The organism is Streptomyces sp. NPDC025638 (assembly GCF_055558775.1).
The window spans coordinates 388984-415902 of the sequence record NZ_JBVHLX010000001.1; the positions used below are offsets into that span (position 1 = coordinate 388984).

The 26919-nt window shown below is 72.2% G+C and carries 24 protein-coding genes; 12 read left to right on the forward strand and 12 right to left on the reverse strand.

Annotation, left to right across the window (positions count from 1 at the left end):
- Position 1: 1 nt before the first annotated feature.
- Together ACZ4EG_RS01750 and ACZ4EG_RS01755 are read right to left on the reverse strand one after the other, a co-directional pair.
- A complete protein-coding gene (locus ACZ4EG_RS01750) occupies positions 2-1213 on the reverse strand; it encodes an ROK family transcriptional regulator (RefSeq protein WP_453552466.1) in 1212 nt (403 codons plus the stop codon).
- A gap of 277 nt (positions 1214-1490) precedes the next feature.
- The gene (locus ACZ4EG_RS01755; RefSeq protein ID WP_453552464.1) at positions 1491-2591 is read right to left on the reverse strand and encodes a mechanosensitive ion channel family protein; all 1101 of its coding nucleotides are present in this window, start codon (positions 2589-2591) and stop codon (positions 1491-1493) included.
- A 314-nt stretch (positions 2592-2905) separates the two neighbouring features.
- On the opposite strand from ACZ4EG_RS01755, the gene ACZ4EG_RS01760 reads away from it, so the two are divergent.
- The gene (locus tag ACZ4EG_RS01760; protein WP_186280906.1) at positions 2906-3442 is read left to right on the forward strand and encodes an HNH endonuclease; all 537 of its coding nucleotides are present in this window, start codon (positions 2906-2908) and stop codon (positions 3440-3442) included.
- Positions 3443-3530: 88 nt separating this feature from the next.
- Here ACZ4EG_RS01760 and ACZ4EG_RS01765 read toward each other — a convergent pair whose 3' ends face one another.
- The 3 genes from ACZ4EG_RS01765 to ACZ4EG_RS01775 are packed head-to-tail and all read right to left on the reverse strand — an operon-like array spanning position 3531 to position 6114.
- Entirely contained in the window at positions 3531-4886 is a 1356-nt protein-coding gene (locus ACZ4EG_RS01765) for an ABC transporter permease (RefSeq protein ID WP_467789459.1), read from the reverse strand.
- Positions 4886-5584: an ABC transporter ATP-binding protein gene (locus tag ACZ4EG_RS01770; protein WP_453552462.1), complete on the reverse strand. Its 699-nt coding sequence runs from the start codon at positions 5582-5584 to the stop codon at positions 4886-4888. Before ACZ4EG_RS01770 ends, ACZ4EG_RS01765 begins: the two co-directional genes overlap by 1 nt.
- Positions 5581-6114, reverse strand: coding sequence for a PadR family transcriptional regulator (locus ACZ4EG_RS01775; protein ID WP_453552460.1), 534 nt, complete (start codon positions 6112-6114; stop codon positions 5581-5583). The genes ACZ4EG_RS01770 and ACZ4EG_RS01775 overlap by 4 nt, the downstream gene beginning before the upstream one ends.
- A gap of 190 nt (positions 6115-6304) precedes the next feature.
- Between ACZ4EG_RS01775 and ACZ4EG_RS01780 the strand changes: the two genes are divergently transcribed.
- From ACZ4EG_RS01780 to ACZ4EG_RS01790, 3 genes are all read left to right on the forward strand, one after another.
- Positions 6305-6550, forward strand: coding sequence for a hypothetical protein (locus ACZ4EG_RS01780; RefSeq protein WP_467789169.1), 246 nt, complete (start codon positions 6305-6307; stop codon positions 6548-6550).
- Positions 6551-8674, forward strand: coding sequence for a 4-alpha-glucanotransferase (gene malQ, locus ACZ4EG_RS01785; RefSeq protein ID WP_467789170.1), 2124 nt, complete (start codon positions 6551-6553; stop codon positions 8672-8674).
- A gap of 68 nt (positions 8675-8742) precedes the next feature.
- A complete protein-coding gene (locus tag ACZ4EG_RS01790) occupies positions 8743-8994 on the forward strand; it encodes a hypothetical protein (RefSeq protein WP_453552456.1) in 252 nt (83 codons plus the stop codon).
- Between the two features lie 105 nt (positions 8995-9099).
- Here ACZ4EG_RS01790 and ACZ4EG_RS01795 read toward each other — a convergent pair whose 3' ends face one another.
- Positions 9100-9726, reverse strand: coding sequence for a TetR/AcrR family transcriptional regulator (locus ACZ4EG_RS01795; protein WP_467789171.1), 627 nt, complete (start codon positions 9724-9726; stop codon positions 9100-9102).
- Between the two features lie 143 nt (positions 9727-9869).
- Here ACZ4EG_RS01795 and ACZ4EG_RS01800 point away from each other — a divergent pair, with 143 nt between their 5' ends.
- The gene (locus tag ACZ4EG_RS01800; protein ID WP_467789172.1) at positions 9870-11357 is read left to right on the forward strand and encodes an FAD-dependent monooxygenase; all 1488 of its coding nucleotides are present in this window, start codon (positions 9870-9872) and stop codon (positions 11355-11357) included.
- Positions 11358-11374: 17 nt separating this feature from the next.
- Here the strand turns inward: ACZ4EG_RS01800 and ACZ4EG_RS01805 are convergent, their stop codons facing one another.
- On the reverse strand, positions 11375-11881 hold the full coding sequence (locus tag ACZ4EG_RS01805; protein ID WP_453552450.1) for a MarR family winged helix-turn-helix transcriptional regulator: 507 nt from the start codon (positions 11879-11881) through the stop codon (positions 11375-11377).
- Positions 11882-11986: 105 nt separating this feature from the next.
- Here ACZ4EG_RS01805 and ACZ4EG_RS01810 point away from each other — a divergent pair, with 105 nt between their 5' ends.
- The 3 genes from ACZ4EG_RS01810 to ACZ4EG_RS01820 are packed head-to-tail and all read left to right on the forward strand — an operon-like array spanning position 11987 to position 14057.
- Positions 11987-12931: an EamA family transporter gene (locus tag ACZ4EG_RS01810; protein ID WP_467789173.1), complete on the forward strand. Its 945-nt coding sequence runs from the start codon at positions 11987-11989 to the stop codon at positions 12929-12931.
- A 17-nt stretch (positions 12932-12948) separates the two neighbouring features.
- Complete coding sequence (locus tag ACZ4EG_RS01815) at positions 12949-13116, forward strand: hypothetical protein (RefSeq protein WP_467789174.1); 168 nt, start codon at positions 12949-12951, stop codon at positions 13114-13116.
- Positions 13113-14057: an SDR family NAD(P)-dependent oxidoreductase gene (locus tag ACZ4EG_RS01820; RefSeq protein ID WP_467789175.1), complete on the forward strand. Its 945-nt coding sequence runs from the start codon at positions 13113-13115 to the stop codon at positions 14055-14057. Before ACZ4EG_RS01815 ends, ACZ4EG_RS01820 begins: the two co-directional genes overlap by 4 nt.
- A gap of 54 nt (positions 14058-14111) precedes the next feature.
- Here the strand turns inward: ACZ4EG_RS01820 and pepN are convergent, their stop codons facing one another.
- On the reverse strand, positions 14112-16694 hold the full coding sequence (gene pepN, locus ACZ4EG_RS01825; protein WP_467789176.1) for an aminopeptidase N: 2583 nt from the start codon (positions 16692-16694) through the stop codon (positions 14112-14114).
- 112 nt (positions 16695-16806) lie between these two features.
- Here pepN and ACZ4EG_RS01830 point away from each other — a divergent pair, with 112 nt between their 5' ends.
- A complete protein-coding gene (locus ACZ4EG_RS01830; RefSeq protein ID WP_467789177.1) occupies positions 16807-17283 on the forward strand; it encodes a DUF1203 domain-containing protein in 477 nt (158 codons plus the stop codon).
- 71 nt (positions 17284-17354) lie between these two features.
- Here ACZ4EG_RS01830 and ACZ4EG_RS01835 read toward each other — a convergent pair whose 3' ends face one another.
- Together ACZ4EG_RS01835 and ACZ4EG_RS01840 are read right to left on the reverse strand one after the other, a co-directional pair.
- On the reverse strand, positions 17355-18374 hold the full coding sequence (locus tag ACZ4EG_RS01835) for an aspartate-semialdehyde dehydrogenase (protein ID WP_467789178.1): 1020 nt from the start codon (positions 18372-18374) through the stop codon (positions 17355-17357).
- Positions 18375-18491: 117 nt separating this feature from the next.
- The gene (locus tag ACZ4EG_RS01840; protein WP_467789179.1) at positions 18492-20549 is read right to left on the reverse strand and encodes a TerD family protein; all 2058 of its coding nucleotides are present in this window, start codon (positions 20547-20549) and stop codon (positions 18492-18494) included.
- A 151-nt stretch (positions 20550-20700) separates the two neighbouring features.
- Between ACZ4EG_RS01840 and ACZ4EG_RS01845 the strand changes: the two genes are divergently transcribed.
- Together ACZ4EG_RS01845 and ACZ4EG_RS01850 are read left to right on the forward strand one after the other, a co-directional pair.
- Positions 20701-21240, forward strand: coding sequence for a sigma-70 family RNA polymerase sigma factor (locus tag ACZ4EG_RS01845; protein ID WP_263208820.1), 540 nt, complete (start codon positions 20701-20703; stop codon positions 21238-21240).
- A 1-nt stretch (position 21241) separates the two neighbouring features.
- Positions 21242-22021 (forward strand): hypothetical protein, encoded by a 780-nt coding sequence (locus ACZ4EG_RS01850; protein WP_467789180.1) that lies wholly within the window; start codon positions 21242-21244, stop codon positions 22019-22021.
- Positions 22022-22082: 61 nt separating this feature from the next.
- On the opposite strand, the gene ACZ4EG_RS01855 is transcribed toward ACZ4EG_RS01850, so the two are convergent.
- Positions 22083-25391 carry a S8 family serine peptidase gene (locus ACZ4EG_RS01855; RefSeq protein WP_467789181.1) on the reverse strand — a complete coding sequence of 1103 codons (3309 nt, stop codon included), beginning with the start codon at positions 25389-25391 and terminating at the stop codon, positions 22083-22085.
- 146 nt (positions 25392-25537) lie between these two features.
- Positions 25538-26083, reverse strand: a complete 546-nt coding sequence (locus tag ACZ4EG_RS01860) for a CGNR zinc finger domain-containing protein (protein ID WP_467789182.1) — start codon at positions 26081-26083, stop codon at positions 25538-25540.
- A 126-nt stretch (positions 26084-26209) separates the two neighbouring features.
- Between ACZ4EG_RS01860 and ACZ4EG_RS01865 the strand changes: the two genes are divergently transcribed.
- Complete coding sequence (locus ACZ4EG_RS01865) at positions 26210-26665, forward strand: NUDIX hydrolase (protein ID WP_453552430.1); 456 nt, start codon at positions 26210-26212, stop codon at positions 26663-26665.
- Positions 26666-26919 lie beyond the last annotated feature (254 nt).

Here is a 26919-nt window from a genome sequence, read left to right on the forward strand (position 1 = left end):
CTCAGCGCGAGGTGTCGAAGACCTCGTCGCGGGTGGTCGCCAGCGCGGTCTCCAGAGCGCCGCGCAGCACGGGGTGTTCACGGACGTCGCCGACGACGAGCCGTGGACGCGGTGCCGCCAGCTCCTCCAGTTCGGCCTGGACGAGAGCGCGCAGCACCTCGCCGCCGGCGGTGAGGGCGGCGCCGCTGAGGACGACGAGTTCGGGGTCGAGGACGGAGACGAGCGAGGCGAGACCGGTGGCGAGCCGGGTCGCGTACGTCCGCAGCAGCTCGCGGTGGGGTCCGGTGGTGTGATCGGCGGCCCGGGCCACGAGTTCGGCGGCGGTCTCCGCGTACGGGCCCGTCGGCAGGTCCTCGATGCCGAGTTCCCGGGCCAGCCGGGGTACGGCCTGCGAACCGGCCAGCTCCTGGTAACCGCCGCTGTTGGCCTTGGTCACCTGGCGCACCAGGGGCGTGCCCGGCACCGGCAGGAAGCCGACCTCGCCCGCGCCGCCGGTCCAGCCGCGGTGCAGCCGTCCGCCGAGGACCAGGGCGGCGCCGAGGCCCTCCTGGTTCCACAGGAGCACGAAGTCCGCGTGGCCCCGGGCCGCGCCCAGCCGCTGCTCGGCTATCGCGACGAGGTTCACGTCGTTCTCGTACTCCACCGGCATCGGCAGCGCGGCGGCGAGTTCGTCGAGCAGCGTGGGGGAGTGCCAGCCGGGCAGATGGGAGGCGTAGCGCAGCCGGCCGGTGTTGGGGTCGAAGGCGCCGGGTGTGCCGATGACCAGCCGGTGGACATCGCCCCGGGCCAGCCCCGCCGCCTTCACCGCACCGTCCAGGGCGTCGGTGACCTGCTGGACGACCGGATGGGCGGGGCGCCGTCCCGGAGTGGGGAGTTCGTACTCGCCGACCGTGCGGCCGGTGATGTCGGCGACGGCGGCGCGGATGCGGCCGGGGGTGACGTCGAGCCCCGCGGCGTATGCGGCGGCCGGGTCGACCGAGTACAGCTGCGCGCTGGGGCCCGGCCGGCCCTCGCTGGTGCCGGTGGCCCGGACCAGTCCCGCCGACTCCAGACGGGCCAGCAGTTGGGAGGCGGTCGGCTTGGAGAGGCCGGTGAGCTTTCCGATCCGGGTGCGCGACAACGGGCCGTGCTCCAGCAGCAGGTCCAGTGCGGCGCGGTCGTTCATGGCGCGCAGGACGCGCGGGGTGCCCGGCGTACCGGCGGTTCCTGCCATGGGGGTCGACACCTGCCTTTCCGACTGCCCAGCTTCCCAGTGACCTGGGCGGGAAGTCCACCCGGGTGATCGTCGGGCGGGGTACGCCGTCGATCACCGGTGATCACTGTTAGGAAAGTTTCCTATTGGGTGGGAGGAACGTAAGCCCAGGACGAAGGGGGCGTCAATAGACACCGCCCCCGAGGCAACAGACTCGTTACCTCGGGGGCGGTGGGGGTGACCGTTGACGGTCGGCTTTGCCGCGCGCTGCACCCTGGCGGTGGTCGCGTCGGTCCCTTTACTTCGTCGGCGGTACCGCCCGCTGCGGAGCGATCGGAGTCGCCGCCATCGACTGCGGGGAGTCCGCGTTGGAGAACACCGACGGGGCCGCGACCACCGCCGTCGGGTCGGGGGCCTCCTCCTCCGCCACGGCCGTCGCGCCGCCCACGATGCGGATCTGCGCCGCGTCGAAGGCACGCTTGATGCGCCAGCGGAGCTCACGCTCGACGGTCACCGACTTGCCGGGCATGGTCTTGGCCGAGACACGGACCACCATCGAGTCGATCAGGACGGAGTCCAGACCCAGGACCTCGATCGGGCCCCACAGGAGCTCGTTCCAGGGCTCCTCCTTGCTCATCTTCTCGGCGACCTCGTCGAGGGTGGCCTTCACCCGGTCCAGGTCCTCGGAGGACCTCACCGTCACGTCCACGCCGGCCGTCGCCCAGCCCTGGGACAGGTTGCCGATGCGCTTGACCTCGCCGTTGCGGACGTACCAGATCTCGCCGTTGGCGCCGCGCAGCTTGGTCACCCGCAGGCCTACCTCGACGACCTCGCCCGAGGCGACGCCCGCGTCGATCTGGTCGCCGACGCCGTACTGGTCCTCAAGGATCATGAACACGCCGGAGAGGAAGTCGGTGACCAGGTTGCGGGCACCGAAACCGATCGCCACACCCGCCACACCGGCGGACGCCAGCAGCGGGGCCAGGTTGATCTGGAACGTGGACAGGATCATCAGCGCGGCCGTGCCGAGGATCACGAACGAGGCGACCGACCTGAGCACCGAGCCGATCGCCTGTGAGCGCTGGCGACGCCGCTCCACATTGACCAGCAGACCGCCGAGGGCCGTGCCGTCCATCGTCTGGACGGTCCGGTTCATCCGGTCGATCAGCTTGGTGATGGCCCGCAGCACGACCTTTCTCAGGATCGCCGCGATCACCAGGATCAGCAGGACCCTGAGTCCGATGGCGAGCCACGTCGACCAGTTCTGCTCGACCCAGCCGGCGGCGTTGGTCGCGCTCTCCTGGGCGTCCTGGAGCGTGGGGACCGCCGGGGTCGTCGACTCTCCGGGAGTCGGCGACGGCGACGAACCGGCGGCCAGTAGGACGGCGGGCAAGGACACGGCAGGTACCTCCAGGTGCTGCACTGCCCCGTCCGACGCGGCGGTCAAGGTCGTCAAGGTCACGGAAAGGTCACCGGACGGGCAGAGTCACCACACTAACGGGGCATTGTGTGCGCGAGCGCCGCTTACGAAAAGGAGAGACCGTGCTCACCTGCGCTTGAACAGGTCTTGATCCTGGGGATGAAGCAGGTGTGGTCGAAAACACTCCCAGCCCGTTACCGGGACATGGTGGCGCTTCCACCAGGCATGAGGGGAGACTGGCTGCAGATCGTCCCGGCGCGAGCCACGCGCCGCCGACGCCCAAGGAGGCACCCGTGCCGCATGTCCTGGTTCTCAACGCGTCGTACGAGCCCCTTGGCGTCGTACCGCTCCGCCGCGCGCTCGTCCTCGTCCTCGAGAACAAGGCAGTCTGTCTCGAGGAGTCCGGCGCCTTCATGCACAGCGCAACCGTCACTGTCCCCGCACCCAGCGTGGTCCGGCTCAAGCGATTCGTACGGGTTCCCTACCGGGGGCCCGTTCCTCTCACCCGTCGGGCGCTGTTCGCCCGGGACGGGGGCCGGTGCATGTACTGCGGTGGCGTCGCAACCAGCGTCGACCACGTCATCCCGCGCAGTCGCGGGGGCAAGCACGTCTGGGACAACGTGGTTGCGTCCTGCCGCCGCTGCAACCACGTGAAGGCCGACCGACATCTCTTCGAGATCGGCTGGCGGCTGCGCCACAAGCCGGCTCCACCCACCGGCCTGGCCTGGCGCATCATCGGCACCGGCCATAGGGACCCGCGCTGGCTGCCGTACTTGCAGCCGTACGGCGCGGACGACGCCATGGCCCGGATCGACGGCATTTCCGCCTGACGACCCGGGCCTTCGCGTACCCGGGGCACGCGTGTGCTCCGGTCCCGGGGGTCCCCTGTGCCCCCGGGGCCGGACACCTATCCGGCGATCATGCGTAGCGCAGCTGCGCGGGGTGCGCCGAGCGGCGCAGCAGCGGGAGCGAGGTGGCCGCCGCCAGCAGACAGCACGCGTACACGCCCACCGGGACCAGCAGCGCGGTGTACGGCACGATCTGGGTGACGTACTCGTCGGCCAGTGAGCCGTACCAGATGCCGATGGCCATGCCGCCCGCGCCGGCCAGCGCGACCGCGGGGGCCAGCGGCAGCGCGGTCTCCAGGAGCACCGCCCGGCCGAGCACCGCCCGCGGCACCCCGGCGGCGACCTGTGCGGCCAGGCCGCGGCGGCGGTCGGCCAGGGACTCGGCGGTACCGACGGCGAGGCCGGACAGGGTGATCGCGAGGGCGACGAGGATCGCCGCGCCCGCCAGGTCGACGCCCGTCGTGTAGAAGGACATGCGCATACCGAGGTGGCCCTCGCGCGCCATGCCGTGCAGATCGGCGAGGAACGCCCGGCGGAAGCCGACGAAGCCCGTGCCGACGATCGTGACCAGCAGCACCGCCGCATGCGTACGGGCCGCCGCCCACGGGTCGTCGCGCAGCCGTTCCGCCGCGATCAGCGTGGCCGCGGAACGGGCCCGGCCCGCCAGCAGCCGTCCGACCAGTCCGGCCGTGCCCCCGGCCAGCCACACCGTGCCCGCGCCGACCACAAGGACCAGCCCGAACACCGTCAGCGGGATCTGCCCGCGATCACTGTTGGATGTGTTCATGACGGCCCACAGCGCCAACACCAGCACGACCAGTACCCCGCCCACGAACAGGAGCCCCGGCCCCCGCCCGCTGCTCGGCCGCACCCTGCGCACCCACCCGAGGGGCGAGGCCACCACCCGGCGCAGCGCCAGCGCGCCGGCCGCCGCGCCCAGCACCGGCACACCGAGGGCGACCAGCGCCATCCCGGCCCAGGTGAAGGCGCTCGGGCCGGCCCACAGACCCAGCAGCACCGGGACGGCGACAGCGGTGGACAGGGCCGAGCCCAGCAGACAGGCCGGGCCCGTCTCCAGCGCGGCGATCCGGCGCACCTGGGCAGGAGTGGCCCCGGCCAGCCGCAGACCGGCCAGCCGCCGGTCCCGGTGCACGGCGCCGATCCGCGCGCACTGACCGAGGAAGCCCAGCACCGGCACCAGCAGGAGCAGCAGACTGACGATCACACCCGAGCGCTCACCGGGGTTGTCCAGCAGACCGTCGGCGAAGGAGAAATGGTGGTACCCGCGCACCGAGGCCAGCGCCACCGCCGCGAGGGCGAACCCCGTGGCGAGCGCCGCCCCCACCGCGGTGAGCGCGAGCCGCCACCACTCGCGCCGGTCGGACCCCCGGGTCAGCTGCCAGGCGAGACGGACGTCCGCGGCGATCACGCGGCCACCTCCAGCGGCGCCACGGTGCCGTCGCTCAGCCGCACCTCGCGGTCCGCGTACGCCGCGACCTGCGCGTCGTGCGTGATCAGCAGCACCGCAGTGCCCGACTCGCGGGCCGTGTGCACCAGGGCCGTCATCACCTGCTCGCTCGCCAGCGAGTCCAGCGCCCCCGTCGGCTCGTCCGCGAAGACCACCTTCGGGTCCGTCACCAGCGCCCGGGCCAGCGCGACCCGCTGCGCCTGGCCACCGCTCATCTCACCCGGCCGCAGCTCCTCCTGCCCGCGCACCCCGAACCGCTCCAGCCACTCGCCCGCCCGCGCCCGCGCTTCAGTGCGCGCTGCTCCGGCCAGCATCAGCGGCAGCGCCACGTTGTCGGCGGCGGTCAGCTCCGGGATCAGCTGCCCGAACTGGAAGACCACGCCGAAGTCGGAGCGCCGCAGCTCGCTCAGCCGCTTCTCCGGCAGCTGGTCGAGGCGCAGCCCCGCGTAGGCCACCGACCCCTGGTCCGGGCGGACGATGCCCGCCAGGCAGTGCAGCAGCGTGGACTTGCCGCTGCCGCTCGCTCCGGTCACGGCCAGTATCTCGCCGGAGCGCAGTTCGACCGAGGCGCCGCGCAGTGCCCGCGTCCTGCCGTGCGCCTTGACGAGGTCCCGGGCCGCCAGAAGCGGCGCCGAGGCCTCCCCCTTGTTGCTCATGCTGCGTCGACCTCCGCGGTCAGAGTGGTCAGCCGGGCCGCCGTGGTGTTCATCCAGCGGAGGTCGGCGTCGAGGTGGTTGAGGGCGTAGTCCGCCGAGAGAACGGTCGCCAGATCGGCGGTGCCGGCGGTCTTGAGGGTCGTCAGTTCCCGCATCCGCTCCATGTGCGCGGCGCGCTGGGAGCGGAGGTAGGCGGCCGGGTCGCCGCCCGCGAGGATCGACACGACGACCTTGGCGAAGATCTCGTTCGCCACGAAGGGCGCCGGCGGGGCGATCTCCCGCGCCCACTGGGCCAGTTCGTGCGAACCGGAGTCCGTCGAGCGGTACAGCGTCCGCTCCGGTCCGCCGTCGGCGTCGGTGCCGTCGACCTCCGCGAGACCGTCGCGTACCAGGCGTTGCAGGGTCGTGTAGACCTGCCCGTAGGCCAGCGGACGGGCCTGCGGGAAGCGTTCGTCGTGGCGTCGCTTGAGGTCGTAGCCATGGCTCGGCCCCGCCTCCAGCAGCCCCAGAAGGATGTGCCGGGTGCTCATGGAGATCAGTATGCACTGGATACATGTACTGAGTGAATAGTGGCCCCGCTCGTCCTGCGCTCATCCGCACTCCATGGCCGAGTCCACGGCCGACTCCACCGGCTGTCGAGAGTGCGTTCCCGCCCGCTGGGTAGGCCTGCCCATATCCGGCAGACGCCGCAGTGCCCGACGTACCGACAAGGAGGCCCCCGTGGCCGCACCGGCTCAGATCCCGCTCCCGGCCCAGTTCAAACCCGTGGCGGAGCCGTCCGCCGAACCCGAGGACCCCCACTTCTGTGTCTTCAGCGCGGAGGGCGCCTTCGCCGAGGTCCCGCTGACCAGCGAGCCTCCGCTGCCCGACGCCGAGCCCCTCACCAGCGAGCCGCCCCTCGCCGACGCCGCCCCGCTGACCAGCGAGTCCGACGCGACCGCGGACTGCTACGCCCCGGGGCTGTAGATGGCCGCGCCCGGGTCCCTCGACGAGGAGCTGTCCCGGCTCGCCGGCCTGCACGGCGTCGCCACCTCCTACAGCCCGTCCCCGGACCGTAGGGTCGCCGCCTCCGCTACCGCCGTCGTCGCCGCCCTGGCCGCGCTCGGCGTGGACGCGAGCACCCCGGAGGCCGCCCGCTCCGCACTCGCCGCCCGCGAGAGCGAACTGCGCGAGCGACTGCTGCCGCCCACGGTGGTCCACTGGACCGGCACCCCGGGCGAAGGCCTCGGCACCCCGGGCGAAGACCCAGGCGCCCCCGGCGAAGCCCCCGCCGCCCTCGCCGCGCTCCCGGCCGGCACCCGGCTGCGCATCGAGACCGAACAGGGCGAGACCCTCACCTCCGCCGGGCCGCTCCCGGCCGGCGTCCACCGCGTGACGGCCACCGCCCCCGACGGACGCAGTGCCGAGACCCATCTGATCGTCGCCCCCGCCCGGCTGCCCACGCCCCCCGGACGCTCGTACGGACTCCTCGTCCAGCTCTACTCCCTCCTGTCCCGGCGCTCCTGGGGCATGGGCGACCTCGGCGACCTGGCCGAGCTGGCCGCCTGGGCCGGACGCACCGCCGGCGCCGGATTCGTGCAGGTCAACCCGTTGCACGCGGCCGTACTCGGCCCCCCCACAGATCCCTCGCCCTACCGGCCCTCCTCGCGCCGCTTCCCCGACCCGGTGCACCTTCGCGTGGAGAACGTCCCCGAATTCGCGCACGTCGCCGACCACGAGCGGGTCCACGCGCTCCTGGAGCGGGCGGAACGGCTGCGCGCCGCGGTGCTGGACAAGGGCGCGCTGATCGACCGGGACGCGGTGTGGGAGCTCAAGCGGGAGGCGCTGGAGCTGGTGCGGGACGTGCCCCTGGGGCCCGGACGGCAGGCCGCCTACGCCGACTTCCTCGCCGGGGAGGGACAGGCGCTGGAGGACCACGCCACCTGGTGCGCGCTCGCCGAGGCGCACGGCTCCGACTGGCACCGCTGGCCGGCCGAGCTCCGCGACCCCCGCTCGTCCGCGGTCGCCCGCGCCCGCACCGAGCTGATGGACCGCGTCGACTTCCACTCCTGGCTCGCCTGGCTCACCGACGCCCAGCTCACCGCCGCCCAGCGCACCGCGCGCGAAGCGGGCATGCCCGTCGGGATCGTGCACGATCTCGCGGTCGGCGTGCACCCCACGGGCGCCGACGCCTGGGCCCAGCAGGAGTACTTCGCCGCCGGGATGTCGGCGGGCGCCCCGCCCGACGCCTTCAACGCCCGCGGCCAGGACTGGGGCCTGCCGCCCTGGCGGCCGGACCGCCTGGCCGCCTCCGGCCACGCCCCCTACCGCCGCCTCCTTCGCGCCCTGTTCCGCTACGCCGGCGCCCTGCGCATCGACCACGTCATGGGACTGTTCCGACTGTGGTGGGTGCCCCAGGGTCAGCCACCGACCGAGGGCACCTACGTCCGTTACGACGCCGAGGCCATGCTCGCCCTCCTCGCCCTGGAGGCCTCCCGGGCCGGGGTCGTGGTGATCGGTGAGGACCTGGGCACCGTGGAGCCCGGAGTGCGCGAGACGCTCCAGCGGCGCGGGGTGCTCGGCACGTCCGTGCTCTGGTTCGAACGGGACTGGGAGGGCGACGGGCAGCCCCTGCCGCCCGCCCGCTGGCGTGCCGACTGCCTGGCCACCGCCACCACCCACGACCTGCCGTCCACCGCCGCCCGCCTCACCGGCGAACACGTCGAACTGCGCGACCGCCTCGGCCTGTTGACCCGGCCGCTGGAGGAGGAACGCGCGGCGGCCGCGGCCGACACCGCGGAGTGGCTGGCCCTGCTCACCCGGCTCGGCCTGCTCCAGGGCACGGCCGGAGGCCACTCGCCCGCCACCGAGGAGGCGGAGATCCAGGCCGTCCACCGCTTTCTGCTGCGTACCCCCGCCCGCATGATCGGCGTCTGGCTCCCGGACGGTGTCGGCGACCGCCGCCCGCAGAACCTCCCCGGCACCTGGAACCAGTACCCGAACTGGCGCCTGCCCGTCGCCGACGCCGAGGGCCGCCCGGTGACCCTGGAGGAGCTGACCGCCTCGCCACGGCTGCACGCGCTCCTTGAGGTGCTGCGGGACGGGCGGTGAAGGGTCCGCGCGCTCGCGTAGGGCACCCCGGGCGCGCGCCCTGTTCGGGCGTTCGCTACTTTGGCACTGTGGACAAGAAGAACGCCCTGCGCGCCGGCGCCCTGGCTGCCGGTACGACGCTGATGATGCTGCTCATGTCGTCCCCCGCGCTCGCGCTCACGCGCGACGACGGTGACGACCCCGGTCAGGGCCTGAGCGTCATCGAGACGCTGGGCCTCTATGTCGTGACCCCGCTCGTCCTGTTCGTCGTCATCACCGGTCTGGTGATGATCCTGGACAAGTCCAAGTACCGCGTGAGCAAGCCCAAGGCGAAGGCCTGAGCCAAAGCCGACCTGCACGCCGAGGGCGCCGTCCTCCCGCCACGTTCGCGGTGAGGCCGGCGCCCTCGGCGCGTCCGTGCTCGTGTCCGTGTCCGGGCCCGTCGCTCAGGGGCTGGGCGCAGTGAGATACCGCTGCACCGTGGGCGCGAGCCACGCCACGATCTCCTCCCGGACCAGCGCCACGGCCGGCGGGAGACGCAGCACATAGCGGGTGAGCGCCAGCCCGAGCAGCTGGGAGGCGCACAGCGCGGCCCGCGCCGGGACCTGCTCGGGGTCGGGACACACCTGCCGGGCCACCGGCAGCAACTGGTCGCGGAAGATGCCCTGCATACGCTCGGCCCCTGCCTGATTGGTGGCGCCGACCCGCAGCACCGCCGTGAGCTCCTCGTTCTCCTCCCACAGCGCGAGGAAGTGGCCCACGAGCGCCCGGCCGACCTCGTTGCGCGGCACCGCCGCCAGGTCCGGGAGCCGCAGATCGAGCGCGACGGCCGCCGCGAAGAGGCCGTCCTTGTTGCCGAAGTACCGCATCACCATCGACGGGTCGATGTGCGCGTCCTTGGCGATCGCGCGGATGGTGGCGCGCTCATAGCCGTCGGCGGCGAAGCGCTCGCGTGCGGCGGCGAGGATCGCGTTGCGGGTGGCCTCGGAGCGGCGCGCTCCGCCGGGGGAGCCGGAGCCAGAGCCAGAGCCAGTGGGGCCGGAGCCGGCGGGGCCGGTGTTGCTCGCAGTCATGTCAACGATCGTAGGCCAACACGCGTAGGCCAACAAGTGTTGACGCACCCATGCTCCAGTCGTAGTGTTGCCAACAAGCGTTGACCAACAAGCGTTGGCCAGCGGACGTTGACCAACAGGTGTTGGCACCCCAGGAGGCCCTCATGAACGGCACGACTGGCACCACGCGCAACCCGCTCCCGCTCCCGCGGCCGCGCCCCGTCATCATCGTGGGCTCCGGCCCCACCGGCCTCCTCCTGGCCGGCGACCTCGCCACCGCGGGCGTTCCCGTCACGCTCCTCGAAAGGCGCCCGCACAAGATCAGCAACCTCTCCCGGGCCTTCGTCCTGCACGCCCGCACCCTGGAACAGCTCGACGCCCGCGGTCTCGCCGACGATCTGGAGGCCGTCGGGCAGCCCCTCGACCGCCTCCGCCTCTTCGGCCGCCTCACCATCGGCCTCGACTCGCTCCCCTCCCGCTTCAACCACCTCCTGGTCCTCCCGCAGTACGAGGTGGAGAAGGCGCTGGAGCGGCGAGCGGTGGAGGCGGGGGTGGACTTCCGTTACGAGACCGAGCTGACCGGGCTGGTCCAGGACGCGGACGGCGTCACCGTCGAGGTCCGCGGTCCCGGTGGTGAGGCCGAGAGCCTGCGGGCCGCCTATGTCGTCGGCGCCGACGGCATGCGCAGTGCCGTGCGCGACGCGATCGGACTGCCCTTCCCCGGCAGGTCGGTGATCCGTTCCGTCGTCCTCGCCGACGTCCTGCTCGCCGAGAAGCCGGACACCCTGCTCACCGTGAACGCCGTCGGTGACGCCTTCGCCTTCATCGCCCCCTTCGGCGACGGCTACTACCGTGTCATCGGCTGGCACCGCCGACGCAACGTCGCCGACAGCGCGCCCCTCGACCTCGACGAGGTCAAGGAGATCACCCGGCTCGCCCTCGGCCGTGACTTCGGGATGCACGACGCCCGCTGGATGTCCCGCTTCCACAGCGACGAGCGCCAGGCGCCCGCCTACCGGGTCGGCCGTGTCTTCCTGGCCGGCGACGCCGCGCATGTGCACACCCCGGCCGGCGGCCAGGGCATGAACACCGGTCTGCAGGACGCGGCCAACCTGGGCTGGAAGTTGGCCGCGGTCGCCAACCACCACGCGGACCCGGCGCTGCTCGACACCTACCAGGCCGAGCGCCACCCCGTCGGCAGGTCCGTGCTCCGCAGCAGCGGCGGCATCGTCCGCCTCGCCATGGCCAAGCGCCCCTGGACCCTGGCCCTGCGTGCCGCCCTCACCGCGTTCCTCGGCACGGTCGGACCCGCCCGTCACAAGGCGGTCGGCCAGATCACCGGCATCGGCTACCGCTACCCGGCCCCCCGCGGCTCCCACCGCCTCACCGGCACGCGCGTCCCCGACGTCACCCTCGCCGACGGCGGCCGCCTCTACGAGGCACTGCGTGGCGGGCGGTTCGTACTGATCGCTCCGGAGGTGTACGAGGGCGGACAGGGTGGTCCGGACCGCGCGGAGCGGCTGACCGTGGCGCGCTGGGCGAGCGACCGTCGTACGGCCCTGCTGGTGCGCCCCGACGGATACGTGGCCTGGGCGGCCGACGCACCCGACCCGGCGGCCGTGGAGGCCGCGTTGGCCGCCCACGTGGGGTGACCCGGGCCCTGTCGGACCTAGGGCTGCGTCTTCTCGGTCCCCGCGAGCAACTCCCGCAGCAGGTCGGCCAGTTGGCCGGCCTGTTCGTCGTTCAGGGCGGACAGCGCGTCCGACTGTTCCGCGAGGCCCGCGCCGACCGCCTCGTCGATGAGCCGCAGACCCTCCTCGGTCAGCGTCACCTGGAGACCGCGCCGGTCGTGCGGGTCGGGGGAGCGGCGCAGCAGCCCGGCCCGCTCCAGCTTGTCGAGGCGTCCGGTCATGCCGCCCGTGGTGAGCATCAGCGTGGCCGAGAGCCGGCGCGGGGGGAGGGTGTAGGGCTCGCCGGAGCGGCGCAGGGTGGCCAGGACGTCGAACTCGCCGCGTGAGATCCCGAACCGCGAGTACGCCTTCTCCATCCGGTCGCTCATCGCGCGCGAGAGCCGGAAGATCCGACCGAAGACCTCCATCGCGGCGGTGTCGAGGTCGGGGCGTACGACCGCCCACTGGTCGATGATCGCGTCGACGGGGTCCCTGTGCTGTGGCATGCGCAGAGTATCCGCCGGGTTACGGTCGCATGCAAGAAACTGGCTTGACGCTAAGTAGCTTAGAGCTAAGCTACTTGCTGTCGACCTACTCCGAAGGGGTCCGCCATGGCCGTGAACCGCTCCGCCCTCATAGCCCTCACCGCCCTCGCCCCCGTCTCCTGGGGCACCACCTATGCGGTCACCACCGAGTTCCTGCCGCCCGACCGCCCCCTGTTCACCGGCCTCATGCGGGCGCTCCCCGCGGGACTGCTCCTCCTCGCGCTCGCCCGCGTGCTGCCGCGCGGTGCCTGGTGGTGGAAGGCCGCGGTCCTCGGCGCGCTCAACATCGGCGCCTTCTTCCCCCTTCTCTTCCTGTCGGCGTACCGGCTGCCCGGCGGTATGGCGGCCGTCGTCGGTTCGGTCGGGCCGCTGTTCGTCGTCGGCCTCTCGGCGCCGCTGCTCGGGCAGCGGCCGACCGTACGCACCCTGCTCACCGGCGTCGCGGCTGCGTTCGGCGTCAGCCTGGTGGTGCTCAAAGCGGCCGGCGCGCTCGACCCCGTGGGCGTGCTCGCGGCCCTCGCCTCCACCGCCTCCATGTCCACCGGCACCGTCCTGACCAAGCGCTGGGGCCGCCCCGACGGTGTCGGCCCCCTCGCCCTGACCGGCTGGCAGCTCACCGCGGGCGGTCTGCTCATCGCCCCGCTCGCCCTCCTCGTCGAGGGCGCCCCGCCCGCCGTGGACGGCCGGGCCGTCGGCGGCTACCTCTACCTCGCGCTGGCCAACACGGCGGTGGCGTACTGGCTCTGGTTCCGCGGCATGGGCCGCCTGACCGCCGCCCAGGTCACGTTCCTCGGCCCCCTCTCCCCGCTGACCGCCGCCGTCATCGGCTGGGCGGCGCTGGGCCAGGCCCTTACACCTGTCCAACTGGCGGGCATGGTCCTGGCGTTCGGGGCGACGATCGCGGGACAGCTCGGCGCGGACGGCGGTGGCCGACGCATACGGCGCCTCGGCGCGGCGGCGGGGAACGGCATCGCGGAACGGGGCCTGCGCGCCACCTCCGCCCGGCGGTAGCGTCACTCCGTCCCGGCGTGACGAAATTCCCGGAGGTGCCCGTGTCCACGGACGTCTGTGCGAGCTGCGGCGGGCCGCTGGCCGCGCGGGGGGAGCGCCGGGGCCGTAGCTCCGTGTACTGCTCGGCCGCCTGCCGGCAGAAGGCCTACCGCGACCGGCAGGACCAGGGCGGCGGGCCGGGGTGAGCGAGCTGATCGACGATGTCGGGCGGCGTGTGCGGGAGCTGGTGCCGCAGCCGCCGGCCGTCCTGTACGCGGGCGTGAGCGAACTCTCCGCCTCCGTGGCCCGGCTGCGCCGTGTGGCCCGGCTGGCCCAGGAGAGCGCCGCCGAAGCCGAAGCCGAAGCCGAAGTCGAGGCAGCCGTCGAAGGCGAGGCCGCCGCCGGGGATCGGGCCGACGGCGCCGGCGGATCGATCGGCGGCTCCGTCGCCCGCGCCTTCGCCGCCGAGGGCGCCCGCGTCCACCTCGTGGGGCGCACCGCGGGGACGCTGGACGCCGTGGCGAAGGACATCGAGGCCGCGGGCGGTCACGCCGAGACCGCCGTCGTCGACGCCCTGGACGAGGACGCCGTGGAGGCGCACGTCGAGCGCGTCGGCGTCGTCGACATCTCGTTCAACCTGGTCAGCCGCGGCGACGTGCAGGGCCTGCCGCTCACCGACATGCCCGTGGACGACTTCCTGCGCCCCGTCCTCGACGGCACCCGCTCCGCCTTCCTCACCGCCCGCGCCGCGGCCCGCCGGATGGCCGAGCGCGGCTCCGGTGTGATCCTCACCCTCAACAGCGGCTCCGCGCACGGCAGTCCGATGATGGGCGGCACCGGACCGGCGGATGCGGCGGCCGACACCCTCGTCCGGAACCTGGCGCTGGAACTCGGGCCGCGCGGGGTGCGCGCCGTGGGGATGTGGGCGGCCGGGGTGCCCGAGACCTTCTCGGAGGAGAAGCTGAAGGCCGTGAACCCCGACGTGAGCCTCGACGGGCTCCTCGACCATCTGGCCGGCCTGCGCATGACCCGCCGCAACCCGACGCTCGCCGAGATCACCGCCACCGCCGTCTTCCTCGCCTCCGACCACGCGGCAGGCCTCACCGGCACGTTCGTCAACGTCACCGGCGGGATGGTCCCGCGCTGAGCACGAGTGAGGGGCGCCCGGTGGATCACCGGGCGCCCCTCGTCACCGTACGGACTAGGCGGCCGCCGCGTCCGCCGCCTGTGCCTTCAGGGCCCGCTCCACGCCCGAGCGGGACTCCGAGACGAGGCGGCGCAGGGCCGCGTTGGGCTCGGCCGAGGCGAGCCAGGCGTCCGTCTTGGCGAGGGTCTCCTCGGACACCTGGATCGACGGGTAGAGGCCGATCACGATCTGCTGGGCGATCTCGTGCGAACGGGAGTCCCAGATGTCCTTCAGGACCTCGAAGAACTTCTCCGTGTACGGCGCCAGCAGCTCGCGCTGGTCGGTCTGGACGAAGCCGCCGATCACGGCCTCCTGCACGGCGTTCGGGAGCTTGTCGGACTCGATGACCGACGCCCACGCCTCCGCCTTGGCCTCGGGCGTCGGGCGGGCCGCGCGCGAGGTGGCCGCGTGCCGCTCACCGGCCGCGGTCCTGTCGCGCTCGTACTCGCCCGCGATCTCCGTCTCGTCGAAGCGGCCCACCGCCGCGAGGCGCTCCACGAACGCCCAGCGCAGCTCCGTGTCGACGACCAGGCCCTCGATCGTCTGGGTGCCGTCCAGCAGACCTTCGAGAAGGTCCAGCTGCTCCGGCGTACGGGCGGTCGCGGCGAACGCCCGGGCCCAGGCCAGCTGGTGGTCGCTGCCCGGCGCGGCGGAGCGCAGATGGGCCAGCGTGGCGTCCGTCCAGCGGGTGAGCAGGGCCTCGCGGGCGGCCGGGTCGGCGTACAGCTCGATGGCCAGCTTCACCTGGCGCTGCAGCGACTGCACGACGCCGATGTCGGACTCCTTGCCGATCCCCGACAGGACCAGGCTGAGGTAGTCGCGGGTGGCGAGCTCGGCGTCCCGGGTCATGTCCCAGGCCGACGCCCAGCACAGGGCGCGGGGCAGGGAGGACTCGAAGTCGCCGAGGTGCTCGGTCACGAAGGCCAGGGACTTCTCGTCCAGGCGGACCTTGGCGTACGACAGGTCGTCGTCGTTGAGCAGGACGACGTCCGGGCGGCGCCGGCCGGCCAGCTGCGGTACGGCGGTCAGCTCGCCGTCCACGTCCAGCTCGATGCGGTCCGCGCGGACCAGCTTGCCGCTCTCGCCGTCGAGCTCGTACAGACCGACCGCGATCCGGTGCGGGCGCAGCGTGGGCTCGCCCTTGGCGCCGGCGGGCAGGGCCGGGGCCTCCTGGCGGATGGCGAAGGAGGTGATGACACCCTCGGCGTCCGCCTCGATCTCCGGGCGCAGGACGTTGATGCCGGCCGTCTCCAGCCATTTCTTCGACCAGGTCTTCAGATCGCGCCCGGAGGTCTCCTCCAGCGCGCCCAGCAGGTCGGACAGGCGGGTGTTGCCGTAGGCGTGGGCCTTGAAGTAGGCCTGCACGCCCTTGAAGAACTCGTCCATGCCGACGTACGCGACGAGCTGTTTGAGGACGGACGCGCCCTTGGCGTAAGTGATGCCGTCGAAGTTGACGAGCACGTCGTCCAGGTCGTTGATCTCGGCCATGATCGGGTGGGTGGACGGCAGCTGGTCCTGCCGGTAGGCCCACGTCTTCATGGAGTTCGCGAACGTGGTCCACGCGTGCGGCCAGCGCGACCCGGGGGCGTAGGCCTGGCAGGCGATGGAGGTGTAGGTGGCGAACGACTCGTTCAGCCACAGGTCGTTCCACCACTCCATGGTGACCAGGTCGCCGAACCACATGTGGGCCAGCTCGTGCAGGATCGTCTCCGCGCGGACCTCGTACGCCGCGTCGGTCACCTTGGACCGGAAGACGTACTGGTCGCGGATGGTCACCGCGCCCGCGTTCTCCATCGCGCCCGCGTTGAACTCCGGCACGAAGAGCTGGTCGTACTTCTTGAACGGGTACGCGTAGTCGAACTTCTCCTGGAACCAGTCGAAGCCCTGCCGGGTCACCTCGAAGATCGCGTCCGAGTCGAGGAACTCGGCGAGCGAGGGACGGCAGTAGATGCCGAGCGGGACCGACTTGCCGTCCTTCTCGTACACGCTGTGCACCGAGTGGTACGGGCCGACGATCAGCGCGGTGATGTACGACGAGATGCGCGGCGTCGGCTCGAAGACCCATACGTTGGGCAGCGAGTCCTTGGGCTCGGGCGTCGGCGAGTTGGAAATGACCGTCCAGCCGGTCGGTGCCTTCACCGTGAACTGGAAGGTGGCCTTGAGGTCCGGCTGCTCGAAGGAGGCGAAGACCCGGCGGGCGTCGGGCACCTCGAACTGGGTGTAGAGGTAGGCCTGCTCGTCGACCGGGTCGACGAAGCGGTGCAGGCCCTCGCCGGTGTTGGTGTACGCGCAGTCGGCGACGACACGGAGGATGTTGCGGCCCTCCAGGAGGCCCGGCAGGGCGATCCGCGAGTCCTTGAAGACCTGGTCGGGGTCGAGCGGGTCGCCGTTGAGGGTCACCTCGTGGACCGTCGGGGCCACCAGGTCGATGAAGGATTCGGCACCGTTGTCGGTGACGTCGAAGCGCACCGTGGTCACGGACCTGTAGGTGCCGCCCTCCTGCGCGCCGGAGAGGTCGAGATCGATCTCGTACGAGTCAACGGTCAGCAGCTTCGCCCGCTGCTGCGCCTCATCGCGAGTCAGGTTTGTGCCAGGCACGCGGTCATCTCCTCGTTATGTGTGGGTTGCGCCATCCTTCCATGGGACCCGCGCGGAACGCGATGTCCGGATCCCGCCGGTCGGCGGGGCCCGATCGCGCCAGCCTGGGCACATGACGACGTACACCGCACGACCCATCGACCCGCCGGTCCTGAAGGAGCTGCGTTCCACTGACGACGCGGGACGCGAGACGGTTCCCGTGACGGACGAGGAGGGTGGTGCGCCGCTGCGCTGCTGTCTGCGCCGGAGCGTCCCCGGCGAGCGGATCGCCCTCGTCTCCTACGCACCCCTGCGCCGCTGGGCGGCCCGGACCGGCGCCGAGCCGGGCGCCTACGACGAGCAGGGCCCCGTCTTCATCCATGCGCAGGAGTGCCCGGGGCCGGACGGCGGCGGCCCGCCCTTCGCCGAGGCCCATCGCACCGTCCGCCGCTACTCCTACGACGGGCACATCCTGGGCGGCCGGCTGGTCGAGCACCCCGGCGACTTCGAGCGGGCCTTCACGGAGGCCTTCGCCGACCCCGAGGTGGCGCTCGTGCACGTACGGGCCGTGGAGTACGGGTGCTTCCTGTACGAGGTGCGGCGGCCGTAGGGCGGGCCCCGGGCATGCGGAAGGGGCGGCCACGCGATCGTGGCCGCCCCTTCCGTGCTGGTTGCCGCGCGTTACTTCGCGGTGAGCTCCGCCGCCACCAGTTCCGCGATCTGGACGGCGTTCAGGGCCGCGCCCTTGCGGAGGTTGTCGTTGGAGATGAACAGGGCCAGGCCGTGCTCGACGGTCTCGTCGCGGCGGATGCGGCCGACGTACGAGGGGTCCTTGCCGGCCGCCTGGAGGGGGGTGGGGATGTCGGTGAGGACGACACCCGGCGCGTCGGCGAGCAGCTCGGCCGCCCGCTCCGGGGCGATCGGGCGTGCGAAACGGGCGTTGACCTGCAGCGAGTGGCCGGAGAAGACCGGGACGCGTACACAGGTGCCGGAGACCTTGAGGGCCGGGATCTCCAGGATCTTGCGGGACTCGTTGCGGAGCTTCTGCTCCTCGTCGGTCTCGTTCAGGCCGTCGTCGACGAGGTTGCCTGCGAAGGGGAGCACGTTGAAGGCGATGGGACGCTTGTAGACGCCCGGCTCCGGGAAGTCGACCGCCTCGCCGTCGTGGGTCAGCCTGTCCGCGTCGGCGATCACCTTCTGCGCCTGCCCGTGCAGCTCCGCCACACCCGCGAGCCCGGACCCGGACACCGCCTGGTAGGTGGCGACGACCAGCGCCTCCAGGCCCGCCTCGGCGTGCAGCGGCTTCAGCACCGGCATCGCGGCCATCGTGGTGCAGTTCGGGTTGGCGATGATGCCCTTGGGCCGGTCGGCGATCGCGTGCGGGTTCACCTCGGAGACCACCAGCGGCACCTGAGGGTCCTTGCGCCATGCGGAGGAGTTGTCGATCACCACGGCACCCTGGGCGGCGACCTTCTCGGCCAGCGCCTTGGAGGTCGCGCCGCCCGCCGAGAAGAGGACGATGTCCAGGCCGGTGTAGTCGGCGGTCGCCGCGTCCTCCACCGTCACACCGTCGAGGACCGTGCCGGCCGAGCGGGCCGAGGCGAACAGCCGCAGCTCGTCCATCGGGAAGTCGCGCTCCGTGAGGATCCTGCGCATGACCGTGCCGACCTGACCGGTGGCTCCGACGATTCCGACCCTCACTGCGACTCCTTCACATGGCTTGCTGGTGCCCCCTGCGTGGCCGGGGCCTTTCCATGATGCGTCTCACCCCGGCCCACGTGTCCAATCCTTTGCCCGAGGAATGGGACGGGTCTCACGTCAGCCGCGCAGCTCGATGCTCCACTTGCCGGACGTCCTGATCTGGAGGAATCCTCCCGGAACGCGCTGCAGACCGGAAGCCGTGCTGATCCGGCGCACCGGTTCCAGGCGTTCGTCCAGTTCCCAGAGCACCACCAGGTCCAGCATCCCGCGCGGCTCGTGCTTGACCATCACCTCGGCCTCGGGCCCGGTGTGACGTACGACTCCATAGCCCTGGCCCTCCACGAGCTTGCCGAGCACCGGTACGGAGGCCGTGTCCGCGGTCTCGATCCGCCAAGCGGTGTCGACGCTCGCGGCGAAGACGTGCACATAGCAGTACCCGGCGGCCGAGACCCACACCGGTCCGACGGTCGGGCGGCGCCGCCCCACGCTGTCGGCGGAGATCCGCAGCTGCCCGTCGGCCTGCAGGGTGCGGGTCTCCAGCGGCTCCGTGTCGGAGGTGGTGCGGCGCAGACCGAGCAGCGCGGGCGGGCCGTCGTAGCGGAACACCGTGCTGCCGCGGCCCTCCGCGGCGCCGGTGAGCGGCGGCACCTGCTCGATCGGCAGCAGACGCAGGCTCCAGTCGCCGCCGTCCTCCACCTTCAGCCGCACCTCCGGCTCGCCCTTGCGGAAGAGCACGGTGCGGCCGTGCCTGCCGTGCCGGGAGCCCTCCAGGAACGTCTCCTCGTCGTCGTACTCGTCGAGCAGCTTGACCCGGTACGACGCGAAGGTGCCGGCGTCGGTGAAGGAGTACTCCAGCAGCGCGGGGCGTCCGGGGGCCGGGTTGGCGAGGGTGACCGTGCGGTCGCCGCGGCCCGTCCAGGCACCGGCGGCCTGCGCGGCGGCCCCGTCGAACACGGGCAGGGTCCGGGCGGTGAGCTGCCAGGGGCCGTCGGCCTCCAGGAGCAGCAGCAGGGGGCCGTCGGGCAGGGGCACGGTCTGGCGGAACGGGTCGGTGTCGTTGACCAGCAGGTCGTACTCGTCGGGCCTGCCGAGATACCGGGCCTCCAGGCACTTCAGCCCGAAGTAGCCTCCGCCGTCCTCGTCGCCCGCGAAGTCGACGTCGAGATCGGCCGCCGTGCCGGTGTAGGCGATGACCTCCGGCCCGTAGCCGCTCAGCGGGCCATGGCCGATCCGGCGGGCCACCGACAGCGGCTGTACGGACACCGTCCAGTCGTGGTCGGCCTCCACCCGCAACCGCAGCGGGCGGTCCGCCGGGGGCAGCACGAAGGCGCGGCCGCGGAAGTCGCGCAGGGTGCTGTTGTAGAGGAGCTCGTCGTCCTTGTTGCGGCGGGTCAGGGTGTGCATCCCGAAGTAGCCGTCGCCCTCGTGCCAGGCCTCCACGATCACCGGGCCCGGTGGCAGGGGCGCGTCCACGGAGACGACGCCGTTGCCGCGGCCGCGCTGGACGTACGGCGGGAACTCGGGGCCGAAGGAGTGCGGCGCGGCGTCCTGCGGGGCGGCGGGGGAGGGGCGGGCCGCGACGGGCGGCGCCGTAGGGACAGTGGGCGGCGGGGGCACCGGTGCCGGTGCCGGCGCCGGTGCCGGGGTCGGCTCCTCCACCGCGATGCCGAAGTCCGTCGCCAGTCCCGCGAGCCCGGAGGCGTACCCCTGTCCGACCGCCCGGAACTTCCACTCCCCGTTGCGCCGGTAGAACTCCCCGAGCACGAACGCGGTCTCGCTCGACGCGTCGGTCACCGCGTAGTGCACCACCAGCGCGCCGTCCGCCGTCACCGCCTGCACATACAGCCCGGGCACCTGCCCGAACACCCCGCCGTCGCAGGAGCCCGCGATCAGCACCCGCTGTATCTCCGGCTCGACGCGCGGCAGGTCCACCTCCAGCCACTCGGCGAGCATCCCGTCGCCCTCGCCCGCCCCCGTGTGCCGTACCGCCCCGGAGGGGTGCGCGGGCTGGTTGTAGAACACGAGGTCGGCGTCGCCGCGGACCTTGCCCGCCGCGTCGAGCAGCAGGGCCGACGCGTCCACGACCGGCGTCCCGGGAACGTTCCGTCGGCAGACCGCGACCCGCAACGGGCGGGCGGGGACAGGGGTGTTCGCGCCTTTGGTGATGTGCGACATGGGGTTCATGGTGACAGCGGAGGCGGCGTGAAGTCGATGCGTCGGAGCCGAGTGGATCAAGTGGAGGAGCGGGGTCCGGAAGATCGCGGAAAATCACCGCGAACGTTTCGGCCCGCGCCCGCGTCATAGGGGAAACGCGGCGAGGGGAGGGGTGGCTGTGCTGCGCAGAAAGGCCCGCCGCGGCCAGGGTGCGGATCACGGAGGGGACGATCCGCTGGACGCGGCCCAGGAACGCCGGGTGCGGGCGGTGCTCGCGCTGGGCGGGGTGCCTCAGGCGGACCTGCTGGACGGGGTGCAGCAGGTCCGCCTTCGGCTGCTGGAGCGGGCCGCGAAGGGCGAGGAGGCGCCGCGGGACGTCTCGGCCTGGGCGGCGGTCGTCGCCTCCAACCTCGCCATGGACTGGCACCGCGCCAAGCGCCGCCAGGAACGGCTCGGCGAGCGGCTGGCCTCGCTCCGGCAGGGCGACCACCCCTCCGGCGAGGACACCAGCGTGCTCTCCCTCGCTGTGGCCCAGGGCCTGGACGACCTGCCCGACAGCCAGCGCCAGGTCGTCGTCCTGCGCTTCTACGCCGACCTGCCGGTGCGCGGGATAGCCGAGGAGCTCGGCATTCCCGAGGGCACGGTCAAGAGCAGGCTGCACACGGCGGTACGGGCCCTGCGCGCCCGCCTGCACGAGGACGAGGTGGTGTGACGTGACCGCCGAACACGATGGATACGACGGACACGATGGATACGGCGGACACGATGGATACGGCGCACACGACGGCGGCGACTCCGGCCTGGACGCGCTGATGGCCGTCCTCATGGACCGGCCGCTGCCGGACGAGGCCCGCGCCGATGCCGCGTTCATGGCCGAACACGGCGCCGCGGCGGCCGATGTGGCGCTGCTCCGGGAACAACTGGGCCTCCTCGCCGAGGCGTTGGCCGAGCCCGCGGCGGCACCGAAGCCGGCACCGGTGAGCGCGGTACGACCCGTGCGCACCCGTCGGCCCCGGGCGCTGAACCTCGCCTTCGGGGCCCTTGCCGTGGTTGCCGTGGCGGCCGTGCTGTCCGGGATGGCCTGGCTGCTGACCCAGACGGGGAGCACCATGGCGGGCGGGGCGAGCGACAGCGCGGCCAAGGCCGCCGACGGAAAGTCGGGCCGTGGGCCGATGTACACGGCCTGCGCCCTGCTCGTGGTCGAGGGCCGTGTGACCGCCGTCGAGCGGGTCCCGGGCACCGAACAGCGGCGGGTCACCCTGCGCGTGACCCACTACTACAAGCCGGCCGAGGGCAAGGACGAACTCACCTTCCTCACGGACGAGTCGATCGACCCGGCCCCCCGCGAGGGCGAACACGTGCTGGTCGGCTTCGCGGACCGGGCCGCCGTCCCGGACCTGTGGGTGACCGGCAAGCAGGAGATCGCCGACGAGCGGGCCGCCCTCGTCCCCGACGCGTCGCCGTCCGCGACCGGCACTCCCGCCTGCGGATGACCCGCGCACACGAAGGGGCGGGCGCCCACCAGGACGCCCGCCCCCTCTGTCCGAACCGGTGTTACGGAGTGACCTTCTCGATCTGCACGCTGCCCACGCCCGCGACCGTCCCGCGCGCGTCGACCAGTTGGACCCGGCCGAAGAACTCGCGTCCCTCGGGGGCCGGCGCGGCCGCCGTGACCTGACCGGTCACCGTGGCCGAGTCACCCGTGCCGAGCTTCACCGGCGCCGAGCCGTCGACGGTGACGGAGCCGAGCGTGGAGGAGAAGAACACGTCCCGGTAGTCGTAGTCGGTCGAGCCGGCCGGAACCGAGTAGCCCACGACCTCGACGGTGTAGGTGCCGGCGGCCGGCGAGGCGATGGAGACCGCCTCCTCGGAGTCGCCGTCCGCGGACTGCGCGACCTGCTTGCCGCTCGCGTCGTACACCGTCAGGTCGAGGTCGGCCGCCGTGTCGGAGACCCCGCCGATGGCCACGTCCAGCGACTTGGCGCCCTCGGGCACGGTCACCGTGGTGGTCTGGGTCTCGCCCTCCTTGATCGACGGCCGGGCCGTCTTCGAGGAGCCGAGCGGGCCGCCGACGAGCTTGCCGTCCAGGGCCGCGTACTTGTTGGTCACCTTCCAGGAGACGGCGGCCGGGCTGCCGACCTTGGCCTCGGGCACGGTCACGGTCTCCGGGTCGAAGGCCGCGCCGAGGACGGTGACGTCCAGCTTGTACGGGTTGTCGAGCAGCGGCGACGTACGGCGCGACTCGACCTCGATCTCCCAGACGCCGGCCTGCGGGTCCGCGTACGAGCGCACGTCGGGCTTGCAGCCGTTGCCGTCCAGGTAGTTGTTGTAGCAGAACGGCGTCGAGGTGTTGTCGACCGGAACGCCGTACGGGTGGATCGCGATGAACCGCGTCTGGCTCTTGTCCTTCAGGCCGCTCATCGCGACCTCCAGGGACTTGGCGCCCGCCGGGACGTTCAGGAAGTACGAACGGGTGCTGTTGCGCTGCACCGAACCCGACGCGGAGACGGTGTAGGCGACCGGGGTCGACACGACGACCGTGGTGAGGATCTGCTTGTCGACGCCCTCGGTCCTCGGGTCGTCGACCTCCAGGATCGCGCTCTTGATGCCCGCGGACCGCGGAGCCGCCTGGACCTTGACGGTCACCGGCTGGTTCAGCGGCAGCTTCACCATGTCGTCGCCGACGATCCGGAAGGTGTCACCGGCGTTGTTCACGAAGTTCAGCTCGTGCCACAGCGCCCGGTCCGGGCCGGAGGTACGGGTGATGGTGACGTCGTACGACTTCTTCTGCCCCGCCTTCAGACCGCCCTCGCGGTCGTACAGGCCCGTGCCGAAGCCCGGCGTCTTCAGGGCGAAGTCGATCGCGGTGTCGACGGGCGCCTTGACCGTGTAGTCGTGCGCGGTCGCCTCGTCGCGGATCGCGTCCCAGGCGTCGACGATGTCGATACGGCCCGCACCCTCCTCGTACGCCTGCGCACCCTTGATGTGGTGGGCGGTCGAGGTGAGAGCCGTGCGCAGGTCGGCCGGGCTGAGGGCGATGCCCTTCTGCTTGGCGGCGCTCAGCAGCAGCGCGCTCGCGCCGGTCGCCTGCGGGGAGGCCATCGAGGTGCCCTGGAGCATCGAGTAGCCGGCCGGCAGGGAGTAGCCCGCCTCGGCGACCGGGCCACCGGGCAGCCAGGTCTGGGTGGAGTTGATCGAGGCGCCGGGCGCGACGAGCGTCGGCGTGAAGCCGCCGTCCTCGCGCGGGCCGCGGGAGGAGAAGGGCAGCAGCGCGTACTTCTTCTCCACGGCGGAGCCGTAGTTGGCGGCCCAGGTCTCCTTGGAGATGCCCGCGCCGACCGAGATGACCTTGTCGGCCAGGCCGGGGTCGCCGATGGTGTTGGCGCCGGGGCCGGAGTTGCCCGCGGAGATGACCAGTTGGACGCCGTAGGTGTCGATGAGGCGCGTGTACAGCTCGGCGCGCGCGTTGTTGCCGTCGTTGAGCGCCGGGAGACCGCCGATGGACATGTTGACGATGTCGACGCCGCGGCCCGCGACGAGGTCGATCATGCCCTCGGTGAGCGCGACGTTGGTGCAGCCGCCGGTCCAGGTGCAGGCGCGGGAGGAGACGATCTTCGCGCCGGGGGCGGCGCCGTTCATCTTCCCGCCGAACAGGCCGTTGGCGGAGGTGATGCCGGCGACGTGGGTGCCGTGCTCGGACTCGATGACGCCGATGTTGACGAAGTCGGCCTTCTTGCCGACCCAGGACCCGCCGTACGGGTCCATCGGGACGTCCTTGCGGATCTGCACGACGAACGGCTGCCGCTCGACCACGTCGGTGGCCGGGTTGTCGGTGCCGAAGTAGCCGATCTGGTAGCCGTCCTTGTACGGCTTCATCGGCGTGTCGTCGGAGAAGTCGTAGTTGTTGTTCAGGTCGACGGTGACTGTGCCGGCCGCCGCGTCGTACAGGACGCCCCAGGAGTCGGTGGTGTCGCCGTCCCGGTTGGCGTCGCCCGCCGCGTCACCGCCGGTGGTGTACGACTCCTTGAACGTGCTGATCTGGTACGACCCCGCGGGCGCCGTCCAGGTCCTGCCGCCGTAGCTGAAGCTCGGTCCGGACACGGCCGTCACCATCGGACGCCAGGTCTGGTCGCTGTCGACGATCGGGTCGGTCGCCGTCACCCAGTCGACGATCTTCCGCTCGCCGGTGGTGGTCTTCTGCAGCGCCGGGTGGCCGAGGTCGACGCCGGAGTCCAGGATGCCGATGGTGATGCCGCGGCCGTCCGCCTTCGGGTGCTCCTTGACGAAGTCGACGGCGCCGGTCTCGAAGGACGGGTTGTACGGGTTCGCGGCCGGGGTGTTCTTGCCCGGCGCCGGGTAAGTGGCCGCGGTCCCCGAGCTCTTGGCCCCCTTGGCGGTGTCCGCGCTCGGTGCCGGGTCGTCGAGCTGGATCTCCTGGCGCAGGTCGATGGCGTGCACCGAGGACAGCTTCGCGGCGGCGGCGATCGCCGCGTCGGCCCTGCCGGTCGGGACGGTGGCGCGGACATAGCCGAGCTTGTCGTACGTACGGCCCACCGAGCCGCCCTTGACCGCGTCCAGCTCCTGAGCGACCTGCTCGGTCTTGCCCGGGGCGGTCGCGATCATCATCGTGACGTTCTTGTCCCCGGCGGCCTTGGCCTCGGCGAGCAGGTCGGCGTCGTCCGAACCGAGCTTGTCGTGGGCGGACTTGACGCCCGGGTCGGCGGCCGAGGGCGGTGCGTCGGCGGAGAAGGCCATGGGTATCGGCCCTGCCGCGGAGAGAGCGGCCACCACGCCGACGGCCACGGCAATGCGGGCCAGGCGTCTCGGGCCGGGTATGGGTTCGCGCTCGGGGGTGTGGGTCATCGGCATCCCTTGTAGGTGGAGACTTCCGTGCCGGACGAGCGCACAGCTTTACCCAAGAGACGGAACTTTGGGGAGTGTTGACCGAATCGAAATCGATGTATGGGGAAAACCCGCTATTGGATGTGGGGGGTTAAATCCCGAATCGATCAGTTTTCTTCCTTGGAACGGGCGTAATGCCGGGACGCCTTCGCGCGGTTGCCGCACGCGGCCATGGAGCACCAGCGGCGAGTGCCGTTCCTCGACGTGTCGAAGAAGTGCAGGACGCACGACTCATGGGCGCAGCCGCGGATCCGGTCGGGGGCGGTGGCGAGCAGCTCCAGATAGTCGCGGGCGGCGAGCCAGGCCGGTCCCCAGGCGGGATCACTGAACTCGGCCCGCTCGCCCGGCCCGTCGGCGGTGAGCGTGGGCCGGATCCGGCCGTGCGCGAGGACCGCGTCGACGAGCGGCGCGCCTTCCTCGGGCGACCCGTCCACCACGGCCTGCAGCGCGTCCCGCGCCTGAAGAAGGTGACGCAGCACCTCCGCGTCGGCGGCGTACTCGCCCGCCAGCCCATTGCTCGCCAGCCACACCGCCAGCCCCTCGGTGCCGGTGAGCAGATCCTGGGTGACGCCGTCCCGGTTCCACCGCGTGTTGAGCAGATCGAGCGAGAGCGGCTCACCGGTGAGCGGACGGGGGTCGGGGCTGACGGACATCGGGCACTCACTCCTTCTCCGCTAACCACTCAAGGTTACGTGACCGGTTGGCGTCCGTCGGCTCCGGCCCGCCCCCGCCCCGGATACTCGCCTGCCGATTCCGGGCGGGCGCGTTAACGTCCCTCCGTGCGCGAGAAGTTGAGGGTGGCGGCCTACGCCGTGTGCGTCCGCGACGGACAGATCCTGCTTGCCCGCTCCCCGGCCCCCGACGGCACCCCCGAGTGGGTGCTGCCCGGTGGTGGCATGGAGCACGGTGAGGATCCCTACGACACCGTCCGCCGGGAGGTGACCGAGGAGACCGGCTACCGCATCGAGGTGACCGGTCTTCTCGGCGTGGATTCGCTCCGCCACCTGCGCGGGCGCCAGGGGCTGCGCTCCGCCACGGACCACCACGGCGTACGGATCATCTACGAGGGCGAGGTCGTCGGCGGTGAACTCCGCAACGAGATCGACGGCTCCACCGACCTGGCCGCCTGGCAGGACCTGTCCGCGGTGCCCGGACTCACCCGGGTGCGCCTGGTCGACATCGCCCTGCGGCTGTGGCGCGAGCGACCGGCGCAGGGGCGGGTGGAATCCGTCTGACGGGGGGTGGGAAGAGGCTTCGCCCGCCGTGGGTCCGGGGTCCGTCCCCTACCCCGTGAGATGAACACTGAGTGACCGCCCCCGGGCCACCCGAAATCCACTCCATGACCGCCCCCGTACGGCGTGATCCACGTACGGAGATCGGCGCTGCCCGTTGCCGTCGCGTTCACGCGCAGGTCATCCCCGCTGCCAACGATCCAAAGTGAGCGGGATGTTCGCGACAGCGATCGCCCGCGACCACAGCCGACGCGTTC

Coding starts and splice junctions, on each gene's coding strand:
- ACZ4EG_RS01810 (WP_467789173.1), top strand. CDS start 11,987: ATGGCCGTGAACCGCTCCGCCCTCATAGCCCTCACCGCCCTCGCCCCC.
- ACZ4EG_RS01855 (WP_467789181.1), bottom strand. CDS start 25,391: ATGACCCACACCCCCGAGCGCGAACCCATACCCGGCCCGAGACGCCTG.
- ACZ4EG_RS01795 (WP_467789171.1), bottom strand. CDS start 9,726: ATGACTGCGAGCAACACCGGCCCCGCCGGCTCCGGCCCCACTGGCTCT.
- ACZ4EG_RS01860 (WP_467789182.1), bottom strand. CDS start 26,083: ATGTCCGTCAGCCCCGACCCCCGTCCGCTCACCGGTGAGCCGCTCTCG.
- ACZ4EG_RS01750 (WP_453552466.1), bottom strand. CDS start 1,213: ATGGCAGGAACCGCCGGTACGCCGGGCACCCCGCGCGTCCTGCGCGCC.
- ACZ4EG_RS01775 (WP_453552460.1), bottom strand. CDS start 6,114: ATGAGCACCCGGCACATCCTTCTGGGGCTGCTGGAGGCGGGGCCGAGC.
- ACZ4EG_RS01830 (WP_467789177.1), top strand. CDS start 16,807: ATGACGACGTACACCGCACGACCCATCGACCCGCCGGTCCTGAAGGAG.
- ACZ4EG_RS01840 (WP_467789179.1), bottom strand. CDS start 20,549: ATGTCGCACATCACCAAAGGCGCGAACACCCCTGTCCCCGCCCGCCCG.
- ACZ4EG_RS01800 (WP_467789172.1), top strand. CDS start 9,870: ATGAACGGCACGACTGGCACCACGCGCAACCCGCTCCCGCTCCCGCGG.
- ACZ4EG_RS01805 (WP_453552450.1), bottom strand. CDS start 11,881: ATGCCACAGCACAGGGACCCCGTCGACGCGATCATCGACCAGTGGGCG.
- ACZ4EG_RS01770 (WP_453552462.1), bottom strand. CDS start 5,584: ATGAGCAACAAGGGGGAGGCCTCGGCGCCGCTTCTGGCGGCCCGGGAC.
- malQ (WP_467789170.1), top strand. CDS start 6,551: ATGGCCGCGCCCGGGTCCCTCGACGAGGAGCTGTCCCGGCTCGCCGGC.